Source organism: Vibrio sp. 970, from assembly GCF_033339075.1.
This window is the reverse complement of the sequence record NZ_JAWOTW010000001.1, coordinates 329199-351836: the sequence shown is the minus strand read 5'-3', so window position 1 is coordinate 351836 and position 22638 is coordinate 329199. Positions and strand designations below refer to the sequence as shown.

Below are 22638 nucleotides of genomic sequence, written 5' to 3'. Positions count from 1 at the left end.
GTCTTTTAACTGTGTTTTTTCGCTGTGAGCTCAGCAATTTTGACAATAACGAGTACTGATTTTTCCATCATTTCAACAGAAATAAACTCATGAATTCCGTGGAAGTTAAAACCACCGGTGAAGATATTCGGGCACGGCAAACCCATAAAAGATAAACGAGCACCATCTGTACCACCACGAATAGGTTTTATAATCGGTTCCACATCACACGCTTCCATCGCTTGCTTTGCCAGCTCAATGATATGAGGGTAAGGCTCAACCATTTCTCTCATATTGTAATAGCTGTCTTTTATTTTTAGCTCTACAGAACCATGGCGTAAACCCGTGTTCATTTCATCGACGAGTTTCTGCATAAAGGCTTTTCGATCCTCAAGTCTTTGACGGTCAAAGTCTCTAATAATGTAACCTAGCTCGCTTCGTGCAACGCCCATTTCTGCCGATTTTAGATGGAAGAACCCTTCGTAACCTTCGGTTGTTTCCGGAGTTTGATCTTGGGGCATTTGAACTTGAAATTTCGCAGCCAAGTTCATCGCATTGACCATTTTGCCTTTTGCAGTACCTGGATGAACGCTAACACCATGAAAAATTACATCAGCGTTTGCTGCATTAAAGTTTTCGTATTCCAATTCACCTTGCGGGCCACCATCTATAGTGTATGCCCATTTCGCGCCAAATTTTTTAACATCAAACAAATCTGCACCACGACCGATTTCTTCATCCGGAGTAAAGCCGATACAAATGTCGCCGTGTGGAATGTCTGGGTTTTCCAGTAGCAGAGCTACCGCGGAAAGAATCTCTGCGATACCGGCTTTGTTATCCGCGCCAAGTAATGTAGTGCCATCGGTAGTAATAAGATTGTGGCCATGTAGGTGATGTAAATCTGGGTATTGCACGGGAGATAACACTTCATCCCCCAACCCTAATGCAATATCGCCACCCTGGTAATCTTCGATGAATTGCGGCTTTACGTTTTTGCCAGATGCATCCGGCGCGGTATCCATATGGGCAATGAAGCCGATAGGAGGAACCGCATAATCAACATTGGCTGGCAGTTTAGCCATCAAGTAGCCATTTTTATCCAAAGTCACGTCACTTAAGCCAAGTTCGAGCATCTCTTTTTTAAGTAACTCAGCAAACACAAGCTGGCCAGGTGAACTTGGGCAAAGCGTCACATGTGGATTGGATTGGGTATCAAACGTGACGTATCGAAGAAATCTTTCAACTAAATGTTTCATATTTATTCTCATTGTTTTGTACGATGAGGCCTTATCACGCATTGATAAGCTGACGTTGCCTCATCAAACCTCACGCTATGTTACGCTCTTAGCTCAATAAGAATTTGCTTTGAATCATTTTTTGATAAGAAAGGCTTTTGCGCTTTGCTTTCGCTCATTGAAGCATGAATTTAATCTAAAAGTTCCTCAGCCAGTACTCGCCACTCTTTAACCTTTTCACGAAAATGACGCCATTGCTTATCGGTCATCGAACGAGAAACATCTAATGTCAGTTGATCAACCAATGCAAAGTTAGAGTCAATATTCAGAGAAAGCTGCTCACTATAATAACTCTCTGGCTCGAACAAGAGTCGCGTAAATATATCTTGATAAGTCACAACATTAGATTTGTTGTCGAACAAGTATTCGAGCTCTTGATATACCGTGGCTCGATAATCTCTCCATAAAGGGCTGTTTAAAATAACTTGCTGAGAAAATGTTTGAGCTAATTGACGCTGATTTCCTGATAGATTCCCTAGCCATTCTTCCATCCACTCTTCAGTGTTATCCAGAATAATTTCACGCACTTCGTCTTCTGTCTTATCGGCATATTTTGCGTTTCGCTCTTGATAATGTTCTTGTACATTACTCAAAAACTCGCGTTCTTGCTCTTTCGTTAATTGCAAACTTAACGCAAAAAGATCTGGTGCTGCTTTGCTTACCACTCTATCGTAATGCGCTCGCATTCTATCTCGATTTTGTTGCAAGTAATTTAAGGTGATATCGCTCGCTTTTAATCTCTCAAGGTCTTTTAAATGTTCGATATATAATGGTAACTCCTCTTTCTTGTGCCAGTCTGCCAACAATAATAAACGCTCTTCCACCAGGACTTCTTGTTCCCCTTGCAACGAGACATAGTCCTCTAAGTAATCGAGCACGAACCAATCGATATTGCTGTATAAAAACTTTTTCGCACAACCGGCAAGCAGAAATACGAAACAAAATAGAAGGCCATAACGAAGCGCCTTATTAGATACATCCTTTAATTTAGTCACTTATTCGTATTCCCTTTTCTGTTGATTAAGTTCTATACTCAACCTGTATCACTTAGTATTGCGGCAAACTTACACCAGTGTGACAAATATTGATTGCCACCTTAATAATATATAGAGTTTGAAATTAACTTTTTGATCACAGCTATCCGCAAAAAAGTGAGTTAGAGCGCAATTATCGGCTAAAAAACGTACCGAACGACGCTCCCTATAACGGCATATAATTTGCATGGATGTTTTTTGGATGGTTTATGGAGGCGAAGTATGGCAGCCGCTGAGCAACTTGATACCAGTGTAGAATATGAGATTCGATATTTTGAACAGGGGAAAATGCACTGCATGAGAGTCATTGCTGAAAGCAAAAAAGTGGCTTATCAGTACTATTTGGAGTGTGGTAAGCACAACAGTGACTTGTACTCTATTCGCCCAGACAAGTAAAAAAACCGCCTAACAGGCGGTTTTTTTATTCGTCAGAATCAATATAACTGTTTGATTTTATTTATTATTACAGATTCAAATCCAACAATGTTATTTGATGTCGCCAAAGCGCTCAAGATAAAGGACGGTTGCTGCAGTACGAGAAGGAACTTGAAGCTTTTTAAGTAAACTCTTCATATGTACTTTAACCGTAGACTCAGAGATAAAAAGACGATCGGCAATTTGCTTGTTGCGGAAACCTCTTGCCACCTCTCTTAAGATCTGCGATTCACGATCGGTCAGTGTATCAAACACGTCCTCTTGCTCTGAACGTTCACTCAAATACTTAGAAACTTCTTGGCTGTATGCCTTGTCCCCTTGATGCGCTTGTTTTAGCAACTCAACCAACTCATCAGGCTCAGTGTCTTTCAATAAATAGCCATCGGCACCACTTCGAACTATTGCTTCGATATCTGCTGGGCTATCCGAAACGGTTAGAATGACAATTCTGGCTTCACAGCCATCTGCACGCAGTGCTTGCAAAGTATCAAGGCCAGACATGCCTTTCATATTAAGATCAAGAAGTACAAGATCCAGTTCCAGCTCATGCGCTTTCGCTACTGCATCCGCGCCATTACTTGCTTCTGCAATGACCTCAAACTCAGGCTCAAAGCTTAAAAGCTGGTGGATACCTCTTCGCATGAGTGGATGATCATCCACCAGCATTACTTTACACACTGTCACTGTTTACTTCCTTACTATGTTGGAATTCTAATTTTACGGTACAACCTTTGTTTATCGATGCTTCGATGTGAAGATCGGCATGCAGTCTAGCGGCCCGCTCTTGCATGATACTCATACCGTAATGATTTAATTTTTCGTCTTGATGTTCAAAGCCTATTCCATCGTCGCTAACGGTTACTGTGACTTTTCCATCATTATCGAGACATTGAATGTGAATATTATCTGCTTGCGCATGTTTGATAGCATTAATTGCCGCTTCTCTTATCAACTGTAGTAAATGAACCTGCTGATGTGCATCCAGTTCAGTTGATGAAAGTCTATTTTTTAGCGTAATGTCCGCAGCAGTTTGTTCACTGAGCGTTTCAACCATGTCTTGCAATGCTTGGCCAAAACTGCCCTCTTTAATCGTAAGACGAAACGTCGTCAGTAACTCGCGTAACTGCGTATAAGCGGCAGATAAGCCCGTATCTAGCTCGGCAATAACTTGATTAGCCTGCGCGATCGCCTTTTCGTCAGGCAAGTTCTTTACGCTTCTCTTCAACAAAGCGACCTGAATTTTTAAGTAAGAGAGTGCTTGAGCCAATGAATCATGCAACTCCCGAGCAATAGTGGCTCGCTCTTCCATCAGCAGAATTTGTTCTGCTTGGCGCTGCGCCCGATTGTAATACACGGCGCGTGATAAAATCTGCACGAAGTTGTCAATAAGAGCCTCGTTCGGACAAGGTAACCCTGCTTTCCAATATAAATAGCCCAAGTGCTCACCATCTAGCATCAGGGCTTTACCGTGGCAATCTTCATCACAATCTTGGCAGCATTCTTCTCCTTCCATCAATATCCAGCTCGGTTCTCCCAACTGCTCGATTTCAAGTTTGACCGCTTTAATGCCCTCAAGACTGACGATATGCTGCAAAATCGCCTGGAAATTGTCTTGATTAATACGCGACGCCGTGAGTTCTTTTGACGAGTCATACAGCACCTCTAAAGACTGGTTGGCATGCTGCAATTTACGTGTTTTCTCATCAACCGCTTGTTCTAATCCTCGGTACAACTTACCAAGGTCTGTCGCCATCCGATTAAAGGTTCGAGTCAGTATTCCCATTTCATTATCGCTGGATACATTGAGCGATATATTAAATGAGCGATTTTTAATTTGCTCGCTAGCAAAAACTAAAGCACGCAGAGGCCGAACAACTTCGAGGCGCACAAAATGAACGACAAACATACTGACACAAAGAATGCCACCCAACCCTAACCCGCCGATCCAGGCTAAGTTAATCAGTTTTTGCTCCGAAAAGCTTTGTAGCTTAAATACAAACTCATCGATTTGTTCAACAAAACCGGCTACTAGGAGTTGATATTCTGCCGGGTTGTCTCCTCTAAGCACCGCCTTGAGTTCATGCCATCTGATAATAAGACGGTAGTAATCGTGAGTGATGTCTTCTGGCACAGACCAATGCTGAAGCGCTTTCATTGAAGGTGAATATATCGAATATTCAAATGCGTCAATATGTGAAGAATAGTCAACAGATTTAACCTGAATATCATTCGCCAGACGGTAGCTTTGCATTCGCATCGAGCCAGCAACATTGACGGCTTCAGCATCGTTCAAACTGGACGCTAACGTAAAAATCGCAAAACCAGTCGTAGCGACTGAGAGCAGCAAAATAAGAAGCATCGCGGACGCAATCGTGCGCGTCACCGACTTTTTCACATTTTTAAACAATCTGAGTTCCTCGCCCATTAACAATCCTATTTTTACGTGCAATGAACCCATTACCTTTCAACTTTATCAATATGTGATCACCTGCGACGGAATTTATTGATCCAAAACAATATTGCATACCATTTACCCCCTAAGAGGTATTTATACAAATATGTCAAAAACTACAATTTCGTTAGTTTAAATGACAGTTTATTAATGAAAATTGTGGACTATGCTTAGTTTGGGTTCCAAGTTTCGAGGTGACTAAGTGGTAGACCTTTCCAGAAGAAGACTCTTTGCAAGAAAAGCGCACCCCGACAACGCCGTACGTTTGCCTTGGTTAACTAAACCGCAACAGTTTACGGACGATTGCACTCGCTGCGGTAAATGCATTGAGGCCTGTGAAACAAAGATTATAACCAAAAGTGATGGCGGATTCCCCTCGGTCGATTTTTCCATCGATGAATGCACATTTTGCTATCAATGTGCAAACGCCTGTCCTGAGCCCCTTTTCTTGCCAGAAACAGAACAACCTTGGCAAGCAAAAGCAAGTATCAACGATAACTGCTTAGCAAAACAAAATGTCGAATGCCGAAGTTGTGGGGATATGTGCGACCCGATGGCAATTCAGTTCAAATTAGAACTGGGGAAAGTAGCACAACCCAATTTAGACCTTGATGAGTGTAACGGCTGCGGCGCCTGTGTTTCAGTGTGCCCGACTTCATCCATCAATGTGAGCAATACAACAGCCTAAGCCGAATGTCGTCGGCCAAAGGCAATAAAAATAAATGAGAGAGCTATATGTCACTAAATGAAGTGCATATTTCAAGTTTGGTAGTACATGTGCTGCCGGAACATTTGGACGAAATCAAACAAAAGATAGAAGCACACGAAAATGCGGAAATCTATGGTGACAGTCCTGAAGGCAAGATTATCGTCGTACTTGAAACTGAGAACCAAGGTTTCATCACAGACACTATCGATGCCATTAACAATTTACCGAACGTCTTAAGCACGGTATTGGTTTATCACCAAATCGAAACTGGGCTTGAAGAAACGGATGAAGAAGACACTGGAACACAACATTCCCAAATCGAGGGTGAAGTATGAAAATGACAAGACGTGCGTTTGTGAAAGCAAACGCGGCTGCATCAGCTGCTGCTGTCGCAGGTGTGACACTACCAGCATCTGCAGCCAACCTGATTGCAAGCTCTGATCAAACCAAAATCACATGGGACAAAGCACCTTGTCGTTTCTGTGGTACAGGCTGTTCTGTTCTTGTTGGCACTCAAAACGGCAAAGTGGTAGCAACACAGGGTGACCCAGAAGCACCAGTAAACAAAGGTCTGAACTGTATCAAAGGTTACTTCCTTTCTAAGATCATGTACGGTCAAGACCGTCTAACTCAACCGATGCTACGAATGAAAGATGGCAAATTCCACAAAGATGGTGAATTTACACCTATCTCTTGGGATGACGCTTTCGACATCATGGCTGAGAAATGGAAAGCTTCCCTCGAGAAAAAAGGCCCAACAAGCGTAGGTATGTTTGGCTCAGGCCAATGGACAGTAATGGAAGGCTACGCTGCGTCAAAGTTAATGAAAGCAGGCTTCCGATCAAACAACATTGATCCAAACGCTCGTCACTGTATGGCTTCTGCCGTTGTAGGTTTCATGCGCGCATTCGGTATCGATGAGCCAATGGGTTGTTACGATGACTTTGAGAACGCAGACGCTTTCGTTCTTTGGGGCTCAAACATGGCAGAGATGCACCCGGTTCTATGGACTCGCATTACTGACCGCCGCCTAAGCCACCCTCACGTTAAAGTGAACGTGCTTTCTACTTACTACCATCGTTCATTTGAGTTGGCAGACCACGGCTACATTTTCAATCCTCAGTCTGACCTTGCAATTGCTAACTTCATCGCAAACTACATCATCGAAAACGATGCAGTAAACTGGGACTTCGTGAACAAACACACGAACTTCACTCAAGCAGACACTGACATCGGCTACGGTCTACGTGACGATGATCCGCTACAAAAAGCAGCGAAGAACCCGAACTCTGGCAAACTCACTTCTATCTCATTCGAAGAGTACAAGAAATCAGTAGCGCCATACACAGTAGAAAAAGCATCTGAAATCTCTGGTGTTGAGAAAGAGAAGCTTATCGAGCTTGCGAAGCAATACGCGGATCCAAACACGAAAGTGATGTCTCTATGGACGATGGGTATGAACCAACATACTCGTGGTGTATGGATGAATAACTTGGTTTACAACATCCACCTACTAACCGGTAAGATCTCGACCCCGGGGAACAGCCCATTCTCACTAACGGGCCAACCATCAGCATGTGGTACCGCTCGTGAGGTTGGTACGTTTGCTCACCGCCTGCCAGCGGACATGGTGGTTGCTAACCCTAAACACCGTAAGATTGCAGAAGACATCTGGAAACTGCCAGAAGGTACGATTCCACCAAAACCTGGCTTCCACGCCGTATTGCAAGACCGTATGCTGAATGACGGCGTTCTGAACTGTTACTGGGTTCAATGTAACAACAACATGCAAGCCGGTCCAAACATCAACACAGAACGTCTTCCAGGTTACCGCAACCCAGAAAACTTCATCGTTGTGTCTGACCCATACCCGACAGCAACAGCACAAGCAGCAGACCTTATTCTTCCTACCGCAATGTGGATTGAAAAAGAAGGTGCTTACGGTAACGCAGAGCGTCGTACCCAAGCTTGGTACCAACAAGTGGGCACAGTCGGTCAAGCAAAATCGGACCTTTGGCAACTAATGGAGTTCTCGAAACGCTTCAAAATGGAAGAAGTGTGGCCTGAAGAGCTTCTAGCGAAAGCGCCTCAATACCGTGGTAAAACAATGTACGACGTACTTTACCGCAATGGTAACGTCGACAAATTCCCTATCGAAGAAGCTCGTGAACTGAATGACGATGCTCACCACTTCGGTTTCTATGTCCAAAAGGGTCTGTTTGAGGAATACGCAACATTTGGCCGTGGTCACGGGCATGATTTGGCTCCATACGACCGCTACCATCAAGTACGTGGTCTACGTTGGCCTGTTGTTGATGGTAAAGAAACACAGTGGCGCTTTAAAGAAGGTTCAGACCCATACGCAAAAGAAGGTTCTGGTTGGGACTTCTACGGCAATGCTGATGGCAAAGCGAAGATCATTTCCGCGCCATACGAAGCGCCACCAGAAGTACCGAACGATGAATTTGATATGTGGTTATGTACTGGTCGTGTTCTTGAGCATTGGCACACAGGCACCATGACTCGTCGTGTACCTGAATTATACAAAGCAGTACCAGACGCAGTGTGTTACATGCACCCAGAAGACGCAAAAGCACGCAATGTTCGTCGTGGTGAAGAAGTACTCATGGCAAACAAACGCGGTGAAGTACGCGTTCGTGTTGAAACTCGCGGTCGTAACCGTCCGCCAAAAGGTTTGGTATTCGTACCGTTCTTTGATGCACGTATTTTGATTAACAAGCTTATCCTAGATGCGACTGATCCACTGTCTAAACAGACAGACTTTAAGAAGTGCCCAGTCAAAATCACTAAGATTGCTTAACCTTCAGATACTGAATGCTACGGCCGTCATTATGGCGGCCTAATAAAGAATTTAAGCCATAAAGGCGGAGATGAAATGATGAAAAAATTACTTGTCGCAGTTTTATCTGTAGGTGCGTTAGTGACAGGCATTGCGCAAGCTGAGTTGGATAATCCTGGTGGTATTGGTGGTCTAGAATCTTTACGTGGAATGTCTCAATTGGAAGATACGCGTCCAGCAGACGAGTTCAAAGACTTCCCTAAAGATCAAATCGTTGAAGACAGCTATGTTTATCAACCACCGTTGATCCCACACAGCATTCGTCACTACGAAATTTCGTTAAATGCTAACAAGTGTCTTGCATGCCATAGCTGGAAAAATGCAAAAGAGTCAGGTGCGACTAAAATTAGCGTAACGCACTATGTAAACAGAGAAGATGCGGTACTGGCAGATATGTCTCCTCGTCGTTACTTCTGTTTGCAATGTCACGTTCCACAAACGGATGCAAAACCACTAGTGGAAAACGAGTTTAAGGCAGTCGATTCGCTTCAGTAATTGAAACGCGAGTACTAAGAGGTTACTTATGAAAATACTTAAAGCGTTTTGGAAGAGACTGTCGAGCCCGAGTAAAGCTGCCGCTGGTGTGGTTTTATTTCTAGGCTTCGCTGGTGGCCTTCTATTTTGGGGCGCATTCAACACAGGTATGGAAGCAACCAACACAGAAGAATTCTGTTCTGGCTGTCACGCGCCGATCGTTGCTGAAATTCAAGAAACAATTCACTACTCCAACCGTTCTGGTGTTCGTGCGATTTGTTCAGACTGTCACGTTCCTCATGAATGGACGGATAAGATCGTTCGTAAAGTACAGGCATCTAAAGAGCTATTTGCACACTTCGTAACGAAGACTATCGATACGCCAGAGAAGTTCCAAGAGCGTCGTGGACACCTCGCAGAACGAGAGTGGGCACGTATGAAAAAGAATGACTCTCTTGAATGTCGTAACTGTCATGAGTTTGATTTCATGGATTACTCTCAGCAAGGATCACGTGCGGCAGAACAGCACTCCACCGCTCTAGCTTCAGGCGAGAAAACATGTGTAGACTGTCACAAAGGTATTGCGCACAAACTACCAGACATGAGCGGCGTTGAAGGCTGGCACTAAGGAGACTTACCATGAGTACATTAGAATCTGTAATTTGGCATATCCTTGGCTACAGTGCTATGCCAGTGATTATTCTTTCCGGCTTTGTGGCGGTAGCAGCAATCTCTCTCTGGCTGCTGTCATTTGGTAAGGATAAAGAGGTATAACGTAACGCATCTCTACTCGTCAACTAGCCTATTTGTTGACACTGAGCGCCGAGCAAATGCTCGGCGCTTTTTATTTATTAATCAATGGTACTTGCCAACAATAAACAAGCAATCATACATAAAAAAAGCGACCATAAAGGCCGCTAAGATTTACTGCTATAGGGAGTCGTTTAAGATTCTTTTACTGGCAGAACCTGTTTGACGTATTGTCCTGGCGCCTCATCAATAACCGGATGGTTTTCTGAGCCAATAGGGAAAGGCTCAACTTGCTCTTTAGGGTTGAATTGGAGTAACCACTCGTTCCAGTGTGTCCACCACGATCCCTCTTTGTGTTCCGCGTTATTCAACCACTCATCAGCAGAGTCATCCAAATTATCGTTCAACCAATAACCATACTTATTTTTAGCTGGCGGGTTCACGATGCCCGCAATATGACCAGACTCACCGAGGACAAACGTTTTGTTACCACCCGTGTTCAGCGCACCACGGTAAGTTCCCTGCCATAACGCAATGTGGTCTTCTTTCGTTGACACAAAATAGCTAGGAATTTTGATCTTATTTAGATCAATCCATACTCCACCAATTTTGACGCCTTTATCTTGCACCAGCTTGTTCTCTAAATAGAGCTCGCGAAGCAAGAAATTGTGAGATGCAGCGCTGACGTTGGTGCTATCGCTATTCCAGTACAACAAGTCGAAATCAACCGGACTGTTACCCTTCAAGTAATTGTCGACGTAGTAGTTCCAGTACAAGCTGTTTTCACGCAGTAAACTAAACGTCACGCTTAAGGAACGGCCGTCCATATACCCTTTTGCGTTATTTTGCGCTTCAATTGCACTAACAATGGTGTCATTGATATACGCGCCGACTTCACCTGGTTGAGAGAAGTCGAGCAACGTGGTGAAGAAAGTGGCAGACTTAATGCGCTTCTTCATACGTTTTGCAGCGTAGTAGGCAACCGTGCTTGCTAAAACAGTACCACCGATACAATAACCAGCAGCATTGATTTGCTCTTGTCCTGTTATATCTTCAATTGCAGCGACGGCTTTCACTACGCCTTCTGTCACGTAGTCACCAAACTCTATGTGCGCTTGTGCCTTGCCTGGATTGCGCCAAGACATCATAAATACACTATGCCCCTGCTCTAACAACCATCGAACCATTGAGTTCTTTGCCGTTAAATCAAGGATGTAGTATTTATTGATGAAAGGCGGGACGATGAGCAGCGGCGTCGCATTCACTTTCTCTGTTAGAGGTCGATATTGAATCAACTCAAACAATTCGTTTTGAAAAACCACATTGCCCTGTGTCGTCGCAACGTCATCGCCCACGCGGAATGCATTGTTATTCGTCATACGAATTTTTAAAATGTCTGCGCTCGACTCAACGTCTTCTTTCAACTGCTCTAAGCCTGCCAGTAAGTTTTGACCGTTTTGCTCAAGTGTCAGCTTCAAAAGCTCTGGGTTAGTGGCGATGAAGTTGGAAGGAGAAAGGGCGTTAATGGCTTGGCGAGAGAAAAAAATAATACGTTCTTTCGTCTTTTCATCTAAGCCTTCCAAAGACTCGATGGTGTCCAGATAGGTCTTACTAAATAAAAGGTAGGATTGTTTGATGAAGCTATACATGGCTTCATTTTGCCACGCTTCGTTTGAGAAACGCTTATCCCCTTTTTCAGCTTCGACGATTTGTGCTTGGTTCCCTGCCAATGCAACATTCTGCCAAATTTGCAGCTGCTGTTCCCACCACTGTGCTTGCAGCTTTAAAATCGCAGCAGGCTGATTCGCAGCTTGTTCGAACAGTTTAGTAGTATCCTCAAAGTTCACTTCTTGCATGGCCTTGTTTAAAGGAGAGTTCACGACTGCCTTGTTCACTTCGAAATCATGCCACCACTGATGATTGGTTTCCTGAAGCTTCACAAGATAGTCCGAAAAGAAGTGTTGAAACATAGTCTTACTCCTATATTCGGAAAAAACAACGCCGCCCAAATCTAGGGGCGGCGAGAATCGGACAAATTACGCTGGAGTAACAGTCTTTAGATTTTCCGAAGTCATTTTCTCAACGTCTTCTTTGAACTCTTTTGCAATCGCTTGAAGCTTGTTGCTGTCATCCATCATTTGTTGAGAAAGTTTAGTAAGTACGCTTAGTTGCTGACTGTTGAAAGCAGTCAATGACGTTACGTCTTTGATTTCTGTCGCTGCTTTCATCTGGTTTAGACCCACTTCACTGTATGTGCGAATGGCGTTCAATTGAAGCTCGGTCAACACTTCTACGTTTTTTGTCACTAGCTTGTTGAACTTCAAGTAAGGTTCTAGATTTTTTTCAGTTTGATCGCTAAATGTTTTGAAGAAATCTGTGTACATGGTTTGTCTCCTAGAGAAAGAATTAAAAGTGTCCGTTTAAATAATTACTTAACTGTCTTTACAACCACAGCCGTGCCCATGCCGCCGCCCACACAAAGTGAAGCAACGCCATATTGACCATTTTGTTTATGAAGCTCGTGAACCAGCGTGACTAAGATTCGGTTTCCAGATGCACCAAGCGGGTGTCCTAGCGCGATAGCACCACCGTTAAAGTTCGCTTTATCTTGAATCGCGTTAACTGGAACTTGGTTTGTTTCCGCCAACTGATGAATCACGCCAAGTGCTTGCGCTGCAAATGCTTCGTTTAACTCGTAAACGTCGATGTCGTGTACACTGAGTTCTGCTTTTTCGAGTGCTTTATTGACCGACTCAACAGGACCTAGGCCCATGATCTTCGGATCAAGACCCGATTGCGCATAGCTTACGATCTCAGCAAGCGGCGTTAATCCATGCGCTTTAACTGCGCTTTCAGACGCCACGATAATCGCACTCGCGCCATCGTTAATGCCTGATGCATTACCCGCAGTCACAGTGCCTTCGCGGTCAAAAGCAGGACGTAGCTTGCTTAAGGCTTCCATTGTCGCGTTCGCTTTTGGGTATTCATCCGTATCAAACATCACGGTTTCACGGCGTTGCTTTACTTCCACTGGCACAATTTCGTCTTGAAATTTGCCAGCTTCGATAGCGGCTACCGCTTTCTGTTGGCTAGACAGCGCGTATTCGTCTTGCTGCTGGCGAGTTAAGCCGATTTGTTTTGCTACGTTTTCTGCCGTCACACCCATGTGATATTGGTTGTAAACATCGGTTAAACCGTCCGCTACGAGCAGATCTTTCAGTTCCAGATTGCCCATTTTGTTGCCATCACGAATGCTGCTTGGTGCAGCAAATGGAATCTGAGACATGACTTCAACACCCGCTGCAACAACGATCTCAGCATCGCCACTACGGATATGGGACACGGCATCCATGACCGTTTTCATGCCACTACCGCAAACCATGTTTACGCCATATGCAGGAACAGATTCAGGAATCCCCGCAAACAGTGCCGCTTGGCGGCCAACACCCATTCCTTGACCTGCACCAACAACGTTGCCAACAATCACTTCGTCAACCTTGTCGCCAGGCAACTTTGCCGCTTCCAACGCGCCTTTAATCGCTACTGCTGCCAGATCGCCAGCAGAAGTATTTTTCAGGCTGCCACCAAAAGCACCAATTGGAGTACGCTTCGCCGCTACGATAAATACTTTTTCCATCATCTTCTCTCCTTAGTGCATGTATAGGCCGCCGTTCACCGACAAAGTCTCTCCGGTGATGTAGGCGCCCGCATCGCTGACCAAGAAGCTCACTGATGCTGCAATTTCTTCTGGTGTCGCAAGACGTTTCATTGGAATTTGGTTCGTGATGGATTCCAGCACTTCTGGCTTCATTTGCTCAACCATTGGCGTACCCGTGTAACCCGGAGCGATAACATTAACTGTCACACCCGAGCGAGCACCTTCGTATGCTAAGGCTTTAGAGAAACCGATCATCCCAGCTTTCGCCGCCGAGTAGTTTGCTTGACCAAACTGCCCTTTAAGACCATTGACTGAAGAGATATTGATGACACGACCACCGCCTTTTTCGCACATTGCAGCAAAGAGGGGTTGCGTAACGTTGAATAAACTATTGAGGTTGGTATTGATGACATCATTCCAAGCTTGCGCAGTCATCTTTTTAAACACGCCATCACGTGTGATTCCTGCGTTGTTGACAACAACATCAATGGTTCCTTCCTCCCCAAGCAATTGCGCCAATTTCTCTGCACACTCTGTCGTGTTTGTTACATCCAACTCAAAAAGGCGAACCTGATCTTTGGTAAACCCTTTGCTGTTGAACCACTCCAGCGCACATTCGTAGTTACCTGTGAAATAAGTAGCGATTACACGGTAACCGTCATTGACTAATTGAGAGGAAATAGCAGAACCAATTCCGCCTTTTGATCCAGTGATCAAAGCGACTTTCTTCATTGAAGACTCCATTCTTAACGGCATTTAAAAAGCAAACTTAATACACTGATGAAATAGTTCACCAACTGACGTGTTTATTTATTCTTTTGACAACCAATCCCGTGCTGCCTTTATTTTAAGTTAACCTAGAAATATTACATTTCAAATAAAAAACTCACCCAATTGCATAAGATTGATTTAGATCTCATTACCCGTGAAATGTTATAAAATGGTTAATTTTACATAAGTCATTGTTTTAAATCACACTTCCACAAAAGCCACACCAACAGAAATAGAAACATAATTATTAAATATCATGTACTTACATACAGAATGGTAGACGTTACATTATGTCATGATTTAAGATCTGAATTTTAAGCCTATATGATTACAACAAACTTGAGATTAGAATAATAATTCAATTATCAGTAAAAATAATTATCAAACATATCATTTAATTACTGTATTTAATGATAATTTAGTTATCAATTCGATTATTTTAATACAGTGATGATTAATACCGATAAAATATAATAAATTAAATATATTTAATCTAAAAATGATATAAGAGCTTGTCTCATACTGGTGCAATACGCACTATTATGACGCATAGATTAAAATATAATTTCATTTTAAATTTATATATTCGAAGAACATCAACTAGCTACTAGTGAAAGTAATCGTTCGCTTTGTAGTAGCATCCTTTTCCACTTTGCACTATCTTTGTGGCTTCTCTTTAATCACTAAATCATCAACAGATATGAATCTTGCATTGCTCAGTATGTTCATCCCTACTTTCTTTTTTGTCTCAATCACGCCTGGTATGTGCATGACTCTCGCCCTAACGTTAGGTATGAGTATCGGTTATCGTCGCACGTTATGGATGATGATAGGAGAACTTCTCGGTGTTGCGCTGGTGTCAGTCTCTGCGGTGTTAGGTATCGCTGCGATTATGCTCAATTATCCTTGGATGTTTATCGCGTTAAAGTTCATTGGTGGCGGTTATTTACTCTATCTTGGTGTTGAAATGTGGCGATCGCGAGGGAAACTTGCGATTAATGTCGACAACTTAGAAACACCAAAGAGTGACAATATCGCACTGATCATGCAAGGCTTCGTTACCGCAATCGCAAACCCAAAAGGCTGGGCATTTATGATTTCTCTTTTACCGCCTTTTATAGACCAAAACGCAGCGCTTGCACCGCAACTGATCATACTTGTCTCCATTATTTTACTGTTTGAGTTCATTTGCATGTCTCTGTACGCTACTGGTGGTAAAGGGTTGAAACACGTATTAGGTCAGTCTAAGAATGTACGTCTAATGAACCGTATCGCAGGCACTTTAATGATGGGAGTTGGTGTCTGGTTGCTACTAAGCTAAGGCAAACTGGAAACAATGAAAAATATTCTGAATAAAATCGCTAAAGTCATGGGTGAAGTATTGGACTTTCAAGCCCGAGTTTGGGTTGTGAACGTCTATAGCGGTGAGCATAAAGGCGAGTCTTATGTCGTTAATGAAGATGCTTTCTCTGTACCTCTTCAGTGGATGAAGAAGAAAGGCTACCAAGAGCCAATGTTGAATAAAGTCGAAGCAATGAAGCGCTCACAAGTCTTAGAGTTCGATTTGGGACTTGTGAAACATCGCTTGATGCGCGTGAAATAAGCACAAAAAAGCGCCACTCAAGATGAGTGGCGCAAGCACTTTTACCTTAAAAATAATGCTACGGCGCAGCGTCGATCTCAACTGGAAGATAATGTTTCGGCTCCAGTTTCAACCACTCAGGCAGCACAGTACCAATCGAAATCGAAGACCATGTCCCCGACAGAACGCCAATAAACATGGCGGTTGAGAAACCAGCCAAAGGCGCTCCTCCCATAATCCATAATGCACCAACAGTGATCAATGTCGTACCAGATGTCACCATAGTGCGTGAAAACGTCGCGATAACAGCTTGGTCATTGATGTCTTCTGTTTTCCAACTCTGTTTCGCAATCAACAGCTCACGGATTCGGTCTGCAATGATGATAGAGTCATTCAATGAGTAACCTAAAATTGCTAACACCGCTGCAAAAACGGTTAAGTTGAACTCCATTTGAGTAACTGCAAAAAAACCAAGCACTAAGATCACATCATGGGCCAAAGCAAACAGTGAACCACTGGCCAAACGCCACTCAAAACGGAAACACAAGTAACCGAGAATACTCAACACACAAATCAACAATGCTAAGCCACCTTGTTCAAACAAGTCTTGGCCAACTTGAGCGCCAACTATACTGTTGCTGACAACATCAACTTGGTGAGAGATTGGCTTCAACACCTCTTCTACACTTGGCAACGTTTGTCCATCTTCCGGCGCAGAGTAACGAATCACCCAACGGCCATCTTCACCAGAGCGTGTCACTGACGCAGATTCACCAAGCTTTGGTTGCAGAACGTCAAGCAGATCATGGTTAGTTAGCTGCTTATCTACCTTTACTTCTGTCACCATACCGCCAGTGAAGTCCAAACCTAGGTTCAACCCTTTAAAGCCTAGAGCGACGATCGCGATCACCGTTAAAATGATGGAAACTAGCGTAGTAAAATAGCGAATTTTACGAATATTTTGTTTTAGCATTTCGACCATGATTAAACCCTCACATCACGACGGGCATCGCGGCCCCAAATTAAATTGATCATTGCTCGAGAGGCAAATACGCCTGTAAACATACTGGTTAACAAACCTAATCCGAGTGTTAAGGCAAAGCCTTGGATTGGGCCATTACCGATGGCGTACAAAATCACGGCGGTGATCATGGTAGTAATGTTGGCATCAAGGATGGTCGAGAATGCGCTGTCAAAGCCAAGATCAATCGCTTGAGCGAAGCTGCGGCCTTCACGCATTTTGTCCTTAATACGTTCAAAGATAATAACGTTGGTGTCTACTGCCATACCGACGGTTAACACTAAACCGGCAATACCCGGAAGCGTTAGAACCGCTCCTGGTAACAAGGCGATTAAGCCAAGCAAACAAAGCATGTTGGCACAAAGCGCCACGTTTGCTACCCAACCTAAGCGGCGGTACCAAAGTGCCATAAAGGTCAGTGTTAGTCCCATACCTAAAGCCAGTGCTGCAAAACCGTTTTCAATGTTTTCTGCACCCAGAGAAGCACCGATTGTTCGCTCTTCCACAATAGTAACCGGCGCGGTCAGTGACCCCGCGCGAAGCAATAGCGCCAACTGCTGCGCATCGTCCATGCTACCTGCCCCAGTAATACGGAACTGGCTACCAAGCTGAGATTGAATAGTCGCGACGCTGATAACGCGCTCACTACGCTCAGTTACACCGCGATCGTTTGTTTTGTATTCACGGTAAACGGTCGCCATTGGCTTGCCGATGTGAGTTGCTGAGAAGTCACTCATTTTCTTACCACCAGCGTGGTCAAGAGAAATATTGACTTCTGACATGCCCATTTTGTCGACACCAGCACGAGCGTTCACGATGTGCTCGCCCGTTAGAACTGGTCGTTTTGACAAAATCACAGTACGACCATCATTATCTTGAAGAACAAGATCTTGGCTGCTGTGTGCTTGGCTCGCATCTTTCACTTCATAAAACGCCAAGCTTGCTGTTGCACCAATAACGTTTTTCGCTTGAGCAGGATCTTGTACACCAGGGAGTTCAATTCGAATGCTCTCTTTACCTTGGCGTTGCACTAGTGCTTCTGTGATACCAAGTTCTTCAATACGACCACGCATGATCTTCAGGTTTTGTTGAAGAGTCGACGATTGAAATTCTTGGATATTTTGTTCACTCGGTTCAAGCACAAAGCCACGAGATGAACTTTTTGAAATCCAGCCCGGGTAGTTTTGACGCAAGAACTTGTTCACTTCCGACAATGCTTGCTCGCTGTCACTGTTTACCGTAATTCGGTTGCCGCTCTCTGCTCGAACTTGCACACCACGAACACGTTGATCACGTAGGTTCGCTTTGATTTCATCAATCAACGCATCACGTTGTTCTTCAAACGCTTTATTCACATCAACATTCAACAAGAACTGAACGCCACCACGAAGGTCAAGACCGAGCTTAATTGGGCTAAAGCCCATCTCATTCAACCATTCTGGCGCAACCGATACGTATGAGAAAGTGATGCTGTCGTCTTTATTTAGCTCTTTGTTTAACAACGCACGAGCTTTACTTTGCGCATCTTCACCATCGAATACAATGGTTGTTTTGCCGTCTTTTTCGATGATTTTGTCGGCTGAAATATGGTTGGTTTTTAGCAGTTGATTCAGATGAACAACCGACATTTCACTGTTGTTTTGCTCCGAAAACGTCAACTGGATAGAAGGCTGTTCGCCAAACCAAGTTGGTATAGCACTTAGGGTTAAAATAATGACCGTCGTGATTAATACTACATATTTCCAAGCTGAGTAGTGATTCATCAGCTTTCTGTTCTTTTGCTGCTTTGGTGTTTTTTTCATGTAAACATCATCCCTTCACGATGAAGTGAAGCTTTTAATAACAAGGCTTAACACACGACAGATGCTCCCAGAATAAATTCAGGGTATGAAATGCTCAGAACGCTCACGTCCTGTCGAATACAATCGTCGTGTTAAGAGTGCACAATGGTGCAAATAAATGGTGTTTAGGCAGAAAACTGACTATTGAGTGCGACGTACATGGCATTGGTCTCTTTCCAACCAGAAATGCGATGATCGCTTGTGAAATGATAAAATGTGGACTGGTTGTGACGCCAGTTAATGTCCATCAAGCTGTATGCGTAACCCGCATCAGCGTAAAACGGAGTCGTGAGATCGCCGACAAAATCTACGTGCTCGTCATCAAGCCCTTCCCGTAAGTAAGACGTCCAGCGCTGAGAGTTAAACAAAGCAACGGAATCGAGACTTGCATGGCCTTCAGATACTGGAGATTGAGAGCTTTCTTCTGAGACTTCAGAAAAATCGACGGAAGAGTTTGGCGATACACTTGCGGCTACAAAAGGTTGTAGCTTAGAAAAGTGCGGTACGTGAGCCTTGTGGTCGATTTGCGCAGCAGATACATGCACTGGTAGCAATACCATTGCAAATAGCAGCAAAATCAACTTTCTAAGGTAAATCCAAGACATAGGAACTCACTAAAAACACAAAGAGCCAAGTTAGGTCACTTGACTCGTTGATAGTATTCCTATTGATTATGGTTCACAACTAAAAAGTTATAAATCTCTGATTTCAGGTTTGCATCGTTATTGCATTTATCAAAACGTCTTTAGAGAACTAGTGTAATTGGTCGTGAGTTATCGATAAAAAATATCGCCCTTATCAACATCTAAGTAGATCTTGTTCTCTTGCTCCAAACCGCCACAATAGATGAAGTAAACGTTGCGCTTTTTGAACGTCACAGAACGAACCCAGCCTCCGAGCTCCTCAAAATCACTCGGATCACAGGTTTCATCGTCTAACAATTGCTGTGTTTTCTTACGGAAAATATCCAAGTGAACTTTTAAATCATCCGACTTCTGTAGGTATTCATCCAATATCTCTAAGCGCTCTTGCTCTTTAATAACTGGCTCTGCATCCGATAACCCTTCAGCATTCAACCATTCGGCTTTTTCTTCACCACCCTCTTCATAGACAAGATAGCCGGAGATTCGGTACCACCCATCTACTTTTTCTAACACCGATACTTTTTCTCCCTTATAGAGCGTATCGACAACTAAAGCATTAAGGTCAGGCTTGTTGTAAACATTGACACGACGCTCAATGACGTAGTACTCGGTAACTTCCGGGGGAGCGGCTTCTAAATCCAGAATCGGTTTGGATGTTTCTTTTTGCAGTGAAGATTGCTCGACTTGCGTAGCCTTTGGTGCTTCAGGTTCATCTTTCTGCATAACGAAGAAATAGTATCCAGCCCCCGCTCCGCCGAGCAACAGCATGACAATCAATGCGACGAGAATTTTCTTCATGCCCTTTTCCTTTTCATTCTTTATTCTTATCCCACCAGCAGCACGTATGTCGTAGAAATTTGGGTATATACTCAAAAGAGCAGGTCAACTAACGCGAGCAATAATGATCAACAGACTCAATTGGATACTACTATTTCTTCTGTTCCCGATAACGGGGCACGCCAATATTCAATGTAACCCATCGTCGTGGAATGACAATCTTACCCAATTCAATCGTTTAGAGTCCAATTACAATCAGCATGTTGAGGTATTCAATACACTTTTAACGGAACATAAACAGCGTCAGTTATTGTCCGACACCTTTTCACTGCATGAGCTCGTGCTACTTTGGCGTGCCAAGTCGAACCAAAATGTGTTCAAAGCGCAATTAAAAGCATCGATTCAATACAAAGAAGAGCTCACAACTAAAGCGGATCAACTGCTTAAATTGAGCACACAATCCCAATGGTCAGCTAATGGGTGGGAGATCCTGGCCCAAAAGTGCCGCGAGTCAAACAAAACCGTCAATCAAATAACTGCGGAATGGTATAACACCAACGCTTTGGAACTTGCTGAAGATTACAAGCGCCTCTCTTCACAATATCAAACTCTGTCACAAGTCTATGATAAAGAAGCTCGAGCGCTTCAATACGCTCAAGATGTTTCGAAGTAAAAACAGAGCCAGTTTTGAATAGACGATGTTGGTTTTTCACTCCAATATTGGACGTTATTCGTGCTTTTTTCTTTCCTTAGTCGTGAATGATATCAAATGTAAATAATGGGATTGTTCTCTTTGACAAACTTGACTAAACCATGACCAAGACAATCAATTTATAGAGACATACGTCACATTAATGCTTTACTTATGGACATTTTTTGGTTAGTTTAGCCATTAATAAAATTTAATAAAAAGTCACATTTGGCTGGAGATGATGCTACAAACATGGTTATCAATCGATTAAGTAACAGGGAATGTCCTAATGCTACCAAAGCCAAGTTTTTGTCAGTAGTTAGGCACGTAAAAGAGTTCGGTTCAATCAGTGATTTGGATCTGTGTAAAATCTTCGGAGAAACAATATGGAGTGATGGGAGGGAATACCATTCAGCCGCGTTCTCATTCAAGGTTGATAGATACACAGGTAACTGTGAAATCTCACAATACAAAAACCAATAAGGCTTAAGAATTTATTAAGCGGAGTCAGGAAACGGACTCCGCTTTTTTGATCATGGCAATCGTAAAGTCGTGCTCGGAGTATCCCTCAATCAATCGTGTATTCGGACACAGCAACCGACAATAGCGAAAGACACCTTCTTTATTGTGCGACGCTAACATTTTCATGCTGGGTAGTTTGGATTCATCCAACAAGTTAAACACACAACCTTTCTCTGTCGCTCGGTACATTTTATCAATCATTTCAATGGTATGATTTGGGTTGGTGGATTGATAGTTCAATGATCCGGAAGCAAAAACAAAGTCGCAACGAGGCAATACCAACGTTGAAAAGTCGCCACATATAAACTTACTTTGCGTACGAAAATCTCGTTTTCTGGCTTCAGAGATAAACTGTTTTTGCTGATCAATGCCAATATAGCTTTGAGGAAGCCCCCCCGTAAGTTCGATAAACGCTAACAAGTCTCCGTAGCCGCACCCAATATCTAAAATACTTGAACCGTCTAACGTTAACCCTCGGCACAACGCCTCAAAACGGCTGATCTGACTATACTTATCTGCCCATCCCAGAGTTCGGGCTCTGTCTTTACCAAACTGTCTATATCGCTTTCGATGATAGTGGGCAATCTTAAGTCTATCGAAAAATTTCATCTTTCTTATGCATAAATCGGCAAACTGCCATTTCCTTTCACTTGTCTAATCGCCAGGTGGGTATGAATATCTTTCACATTTTCTAATCGCTGTAACTTTCTAGTAAATGTTTCATAACCAGCGAGATCTTTACTGACCACCTCTAACAGGTAATCATAGGCCCCTGATACGACATGGCATGAGATCACTTCATCCATCTCAACAACGGCATGTTCAAACTCATCAATCGAAGAAGCTTGGTGGTTATTTAAACTCACTTCAACAAATACAGTCATCGCGATGCCTACAGTGTCTCTGGACACAATAGCTCGATAACCACTTATTACACCTTCCTGCTCCAAACGCTTAATGCGTCTTGCACAAGGTGATGCCGATAGCCCTACTTGGTCAGCAAGTTCTGCCGTTGTCAGAGTGGCATCCTTCTGCATTAGGTTGATAAGTTGCCTGTCAATTTTATCCATTTATTCTTCCGTGCCTTTAATCACCAACAATTAACACTTATACGCAATTTATCACCAACATCAAGCCTAATTA

At 43.4% G+C, this 22638-nt stretch carries 24 protein-coding genes; 10 read left to right on the top strand and 14 right to left on the bottom strand.

The window, feature by feature from the left end:
* Window positions 1–5: 5 nt before the first annotated feature.
* Both pepT and R7Q11_RS01660 read right to left on the bottom strand, forming a co-directional pair.
* Entirely contained in the window at window positions 6–1235 is a 1230-nt protein-coding gene (gene pepT, locus R7Q11_RS01665) for a peptidase T (protein WP_017819893.1), read from the bottom strand.
* Between the two features lie 170 nt (window positions 1236–1405).
* Window positions 1406–2269, bottom strand: coding sequence for a DUF6279 family lipoprotein (locus R7Q11_RS01660; protein WP_222716409.1), 864 nt, complete (start codon window positions 2267–2269; stop codon window positions 1406–1408).
* A 261-nt stretch (window positions 2270–2530) separates the two neighbouring features.
* Between R7Q11_RS01660 and R7Q11_RS01655 the strand changes: the two genes are divergently transcribed.
* Entirely contained in the window at window positions 2531–2704 is a 174-nt protein-coding gene (locus R7Q11_RS01655; RefSeq protein WP_005373524.1) for a hypothetical protein, read from the top strand.
* A 90-nt stretch (window positions 2705–2794) separates the two neighbouring features.
* Here R7Q11_RS01655 and R7Q11_RS01650 read toward each other — a convergent pair whose 3' ends face one another.
* Together R7Q11_RS01650 and narQ are read right to left on the bottom strand one after the other, a co-directional pair.
* Window positions 2795–3409, bottom strand: coding sequence for a response regulator (locus tag R7Q11_RS01650; RefSeq protein ID WP_031777156.1), 615 nt, complete (start codon window positions 3407–3409; stop codon window positions 2795–2797).
* Between the two features lie 4 nt (window positions 3410–3413).
* Window positions 3414–5150 carry a nitrate/nitrite two-component system sensor histidine kinase NarQ gene (narQ, locus tag R7Q11_RS01645; RefSeq protein ID WP_053307260.1) on the bottom strand — a complete coding sequence of 579 codons (1737 nt, stop codon included), beginning with the start codon at window positions 5148–5150 and terminating at the stop codon, window positions 3414–3416.
* Window positions 5151–5397: 247 nt separating this feature from the next.
* On the opposite strand from narQ, the gene napF reads away from it, so the two are divergent.
* The 6 genes from napF to R7Q11_RS01615 all read left to right on the top strand — a co-directional run bounded on the left by napF (window position 5398) and on the right by R7Q11_RS01615 (window position 10012).
* Window positions 5398–5883, top strand: coding sequence for a ferredoxin-type protein NapF (gene napF, locus R7Q11_RS01640; protein ID WP_005373529.1), 486 nt, complete (start codon window positions 5398–5400; stop codon window positions 5881–5883).
* 47 nt (window positions 5884–5930) lie between these two features.
* Window positions 5931–6239 (top strand): chaperone NapD, encoded by a 309-nt coding sequence (locus tag R7Q11_RS01635; RefSeq protein ID WP_005373535.1) that lies wholly within the window; start codon window positions 5931–5933, stop codon window positions 6237–6239.
* Window positions 6236–8725: a periplasmic nitrate reductase subunit alpha gene (gene napA, locus R7Q11_RS01630; RefSeq protein ID WP_005389060.1), complete on the top strand. Its 2490-nt coding sequence runs from the start codon at window positions 6236–6238 to the stop codon at window positions 8723–8725. Before R7Q11_RS01635 ends, napA begins: the two co-directional genes overlap by 4 nt.
* A 78-nt stretch (window positions 8726–8803) precedes the next feature.
* Complete coding sequence (locus R7Q11_RS01625) at window positions 8804–9259, top strand: nitrate reductase cytochrome c-type subunit (protein ID WP_005389061.1); 456 nt, start codon at window positions 8804–8806, stop codon at window positions 9257–9259.
* 28 nt (window positions 9260–9287) lie between these two features.
* On the top strand, window positions 9288–9866 hold the full coding sequence (locus R7Q11_RS01620; protein ID WP_005373542.1) for a NapC/NirT family cytochrome c: 579 nt from the start codon (window positions 9288–9290) through the stop codon (window positions 9864–9866).
* A gap of 11 nt (window positions 9867–9877) precedes the next feature.
* Window positions 9878–10012, top strand: coding sequence for a TIGR02808 family protein (locus tag R7Q11_RS01615; RefSeq protein WP_005373546.1), 135 nt, complete (start codon window positions 9878–9880; stop codon window positions 10010–10012).
* A 170-nt stretch (window positions 10013–10182) separates the two neighbouring features.
* On the opposite strand, the gene phaC is transcribed toward R7Q11_RS01615, so the two are convergent.
* From phaC to R7Q11_RS01595, 4 genes are all read right to left on the bottom strand, one after another.
* Window positions 10183–11958: a class I poly(R)-hydroxyalkanoic acid synthase gene (gene phaC / locus R7Q11_RS01610; RefSeq protein WP_225466128.1), complete on the bottom strand. Its 1776-nt coding sequence runs from the start codon at window positions 11956–11958 to the stop codon at window positions 10183–10185.
* 66 nt (window positions 11959–12024) lie between these two features.
* Window positions 12025–12372, bottom strand: a complete 348-nt coding sequence (locus R7Q11_RS01605; RefSeq protein ID WP_005373550.1) for a phasin family protein — start codon at window positions 12370–12372, stop codon at window positions 12025–12027.
* Between the two features lie 44 nt (window positions 12373–12416).
* On the bottom strand, window positions 12417–13625 hold the full coding sequence (locus R7Q11_RS01600) for an acetyl-CoA C-acetyltransferase (protein WP_005373553.1): 1209 nt from the start codon (window positions 13623–13625) through the stop codon (window positions 12417–12419).
* A gap of 12 nt (window positions 13626–13637) precedes the next feature.
* Entirely contained in the window at window positions 13638–14378 is a 741-nt protein-coding gene (locus R7Q11_RS01595) for an SDR family oxidoreductase (protein ID WP_005373555.1), read from the bottom strand.
* Window positions 14379–15117: 739 nt separating this feature from the next.
* Here R7Q11_RS01595 and R7Q11_RS01590 point away from each other — a divergent pair.
* Together R7Q11_RS01590 and R7Q11_RS01585 are read left to right on the top strand one after the other, a co-directional pair.
* The gene (locus tag R7Q11_RS01590; protein ID WP_021035942.1) at window positions 15118–15738 is read left to right on the top strand and encodes a LysE family translocator; all 621 of its coding nucleotides are present in this window, start codon (window positions 15118–15120) and stop codon (window positions 15736–15738) included.
* Between the two features lie 15 nt (window positions 15739–15753).
* Entirely contained in the window at window positions 15754–16020 is a 267-nt protein-coding gene (locus R7Q11_RS01585; RefSeq protein ID WP_005373566.1) for a hypothetical protein, read from the top strand.
* A 58-nt stretch (window positions 16021–16078) separates the two neighbouring features.
* On the opposite strand, the gene secF is transcribed toward R7Q11_RS01585, so the two are convergent.
* The 4 genes from secF to R7Q11_RS01565 form a co-directional block, all read right to left on the bottom strand.
* Entirely contained in the window at window positions 16079–16981 is a 903-nt protein-coding gene (gene secF, locus R7Q11_RS01580) for a protein translocase subunit SecF (protein ID WP_054577769.1), read from the bottom strand.
* A 2-nt stretch (window positions 16982–16983) separates the two neighbouring features.
* Window positions 16984–18822: a protein translocase subunit SecD gene (gene secD, locus R7Q11_RS01575; RefSeq protein WP_154204239.1), complete on the bottom strand. Its 1839-nt coding sequence runs from the start codon at window positions 18820–18822 to the stop codon at window positions 16984–16986.
* Window positions 18823–18986: 164 nt separating this feature from the next.
* Window positions 18987–19466, bottom strand: a complete 480-nt coding sequence (locus tag R7Q11_RS01570) for a hypothetical protein (RefSeq protein ID WP_033906372.1) — start codon at window positions 19464–19466, stop codon at window positions 18987–18989.
* A 168-nt stretch (window positions 19467–19634) separates the two neighbouring features.
* Window positions 19635–20303: an SH3 domain-containing protein gene (locus R7Q11_RS01565; protein ID WP_225466127.1), complete on the bottom strand. Its 669-nt coding sequence runs from the start codon at window positions 20301–20303 to the stop codon at window positions 19635–19637.
* Window positions 20304–20406: 103 nt separating this feature from the next.
* Between R7Q11_RS01565 and R7Q11_RS01560 the strand changes: the two genes are divergently transcribed.
* Entirely contained in the window at window positions 20407–20955 is a 549-nt protein-coding gene (locus R7Q11_RS01560) for an ATPase (protein WP_225466126.1), read from the top strand.
* A gap of 525 nt (window positions 20956–21480) precedes the next feature.
* On the opposite strand, the gene R7Q11_RS01550 is transcribed toward R7Q11_RS01560, so the two are convergent.
* Together R7Q11_RS01550 and R7Q11_RS01545 are read right to left on the bottom strand one after the other, a co-directional pair.
* A complete protein-coding gene (locus tag R7Q11_RS01550) occupies window positions 21481–22104 on the bottom strand; it encodes a class I SAM-dependent methyltransferase (protein WP_005373579.1) in 624 nt (207 codons plus the stop codon).
* Between the two features lie 5 nt (window positions 22105–22109).
* Window positions 22110–22565 carry an Lrp/AsnC family transcriptional regulator gene (locus tag R7Q11_RS01545; RefSeq protein ID WP_005373581.1) on the bottom strand — a complete coding sequence of 152 codons (456 nt, stop codon included), beginning with the start codon at window positions 22563–22565 and terminating at the stop codon, window positions 22110–22112.
* Between the last annotated feature and the right edge of the window lie 73 nt (window positions 22566–22638).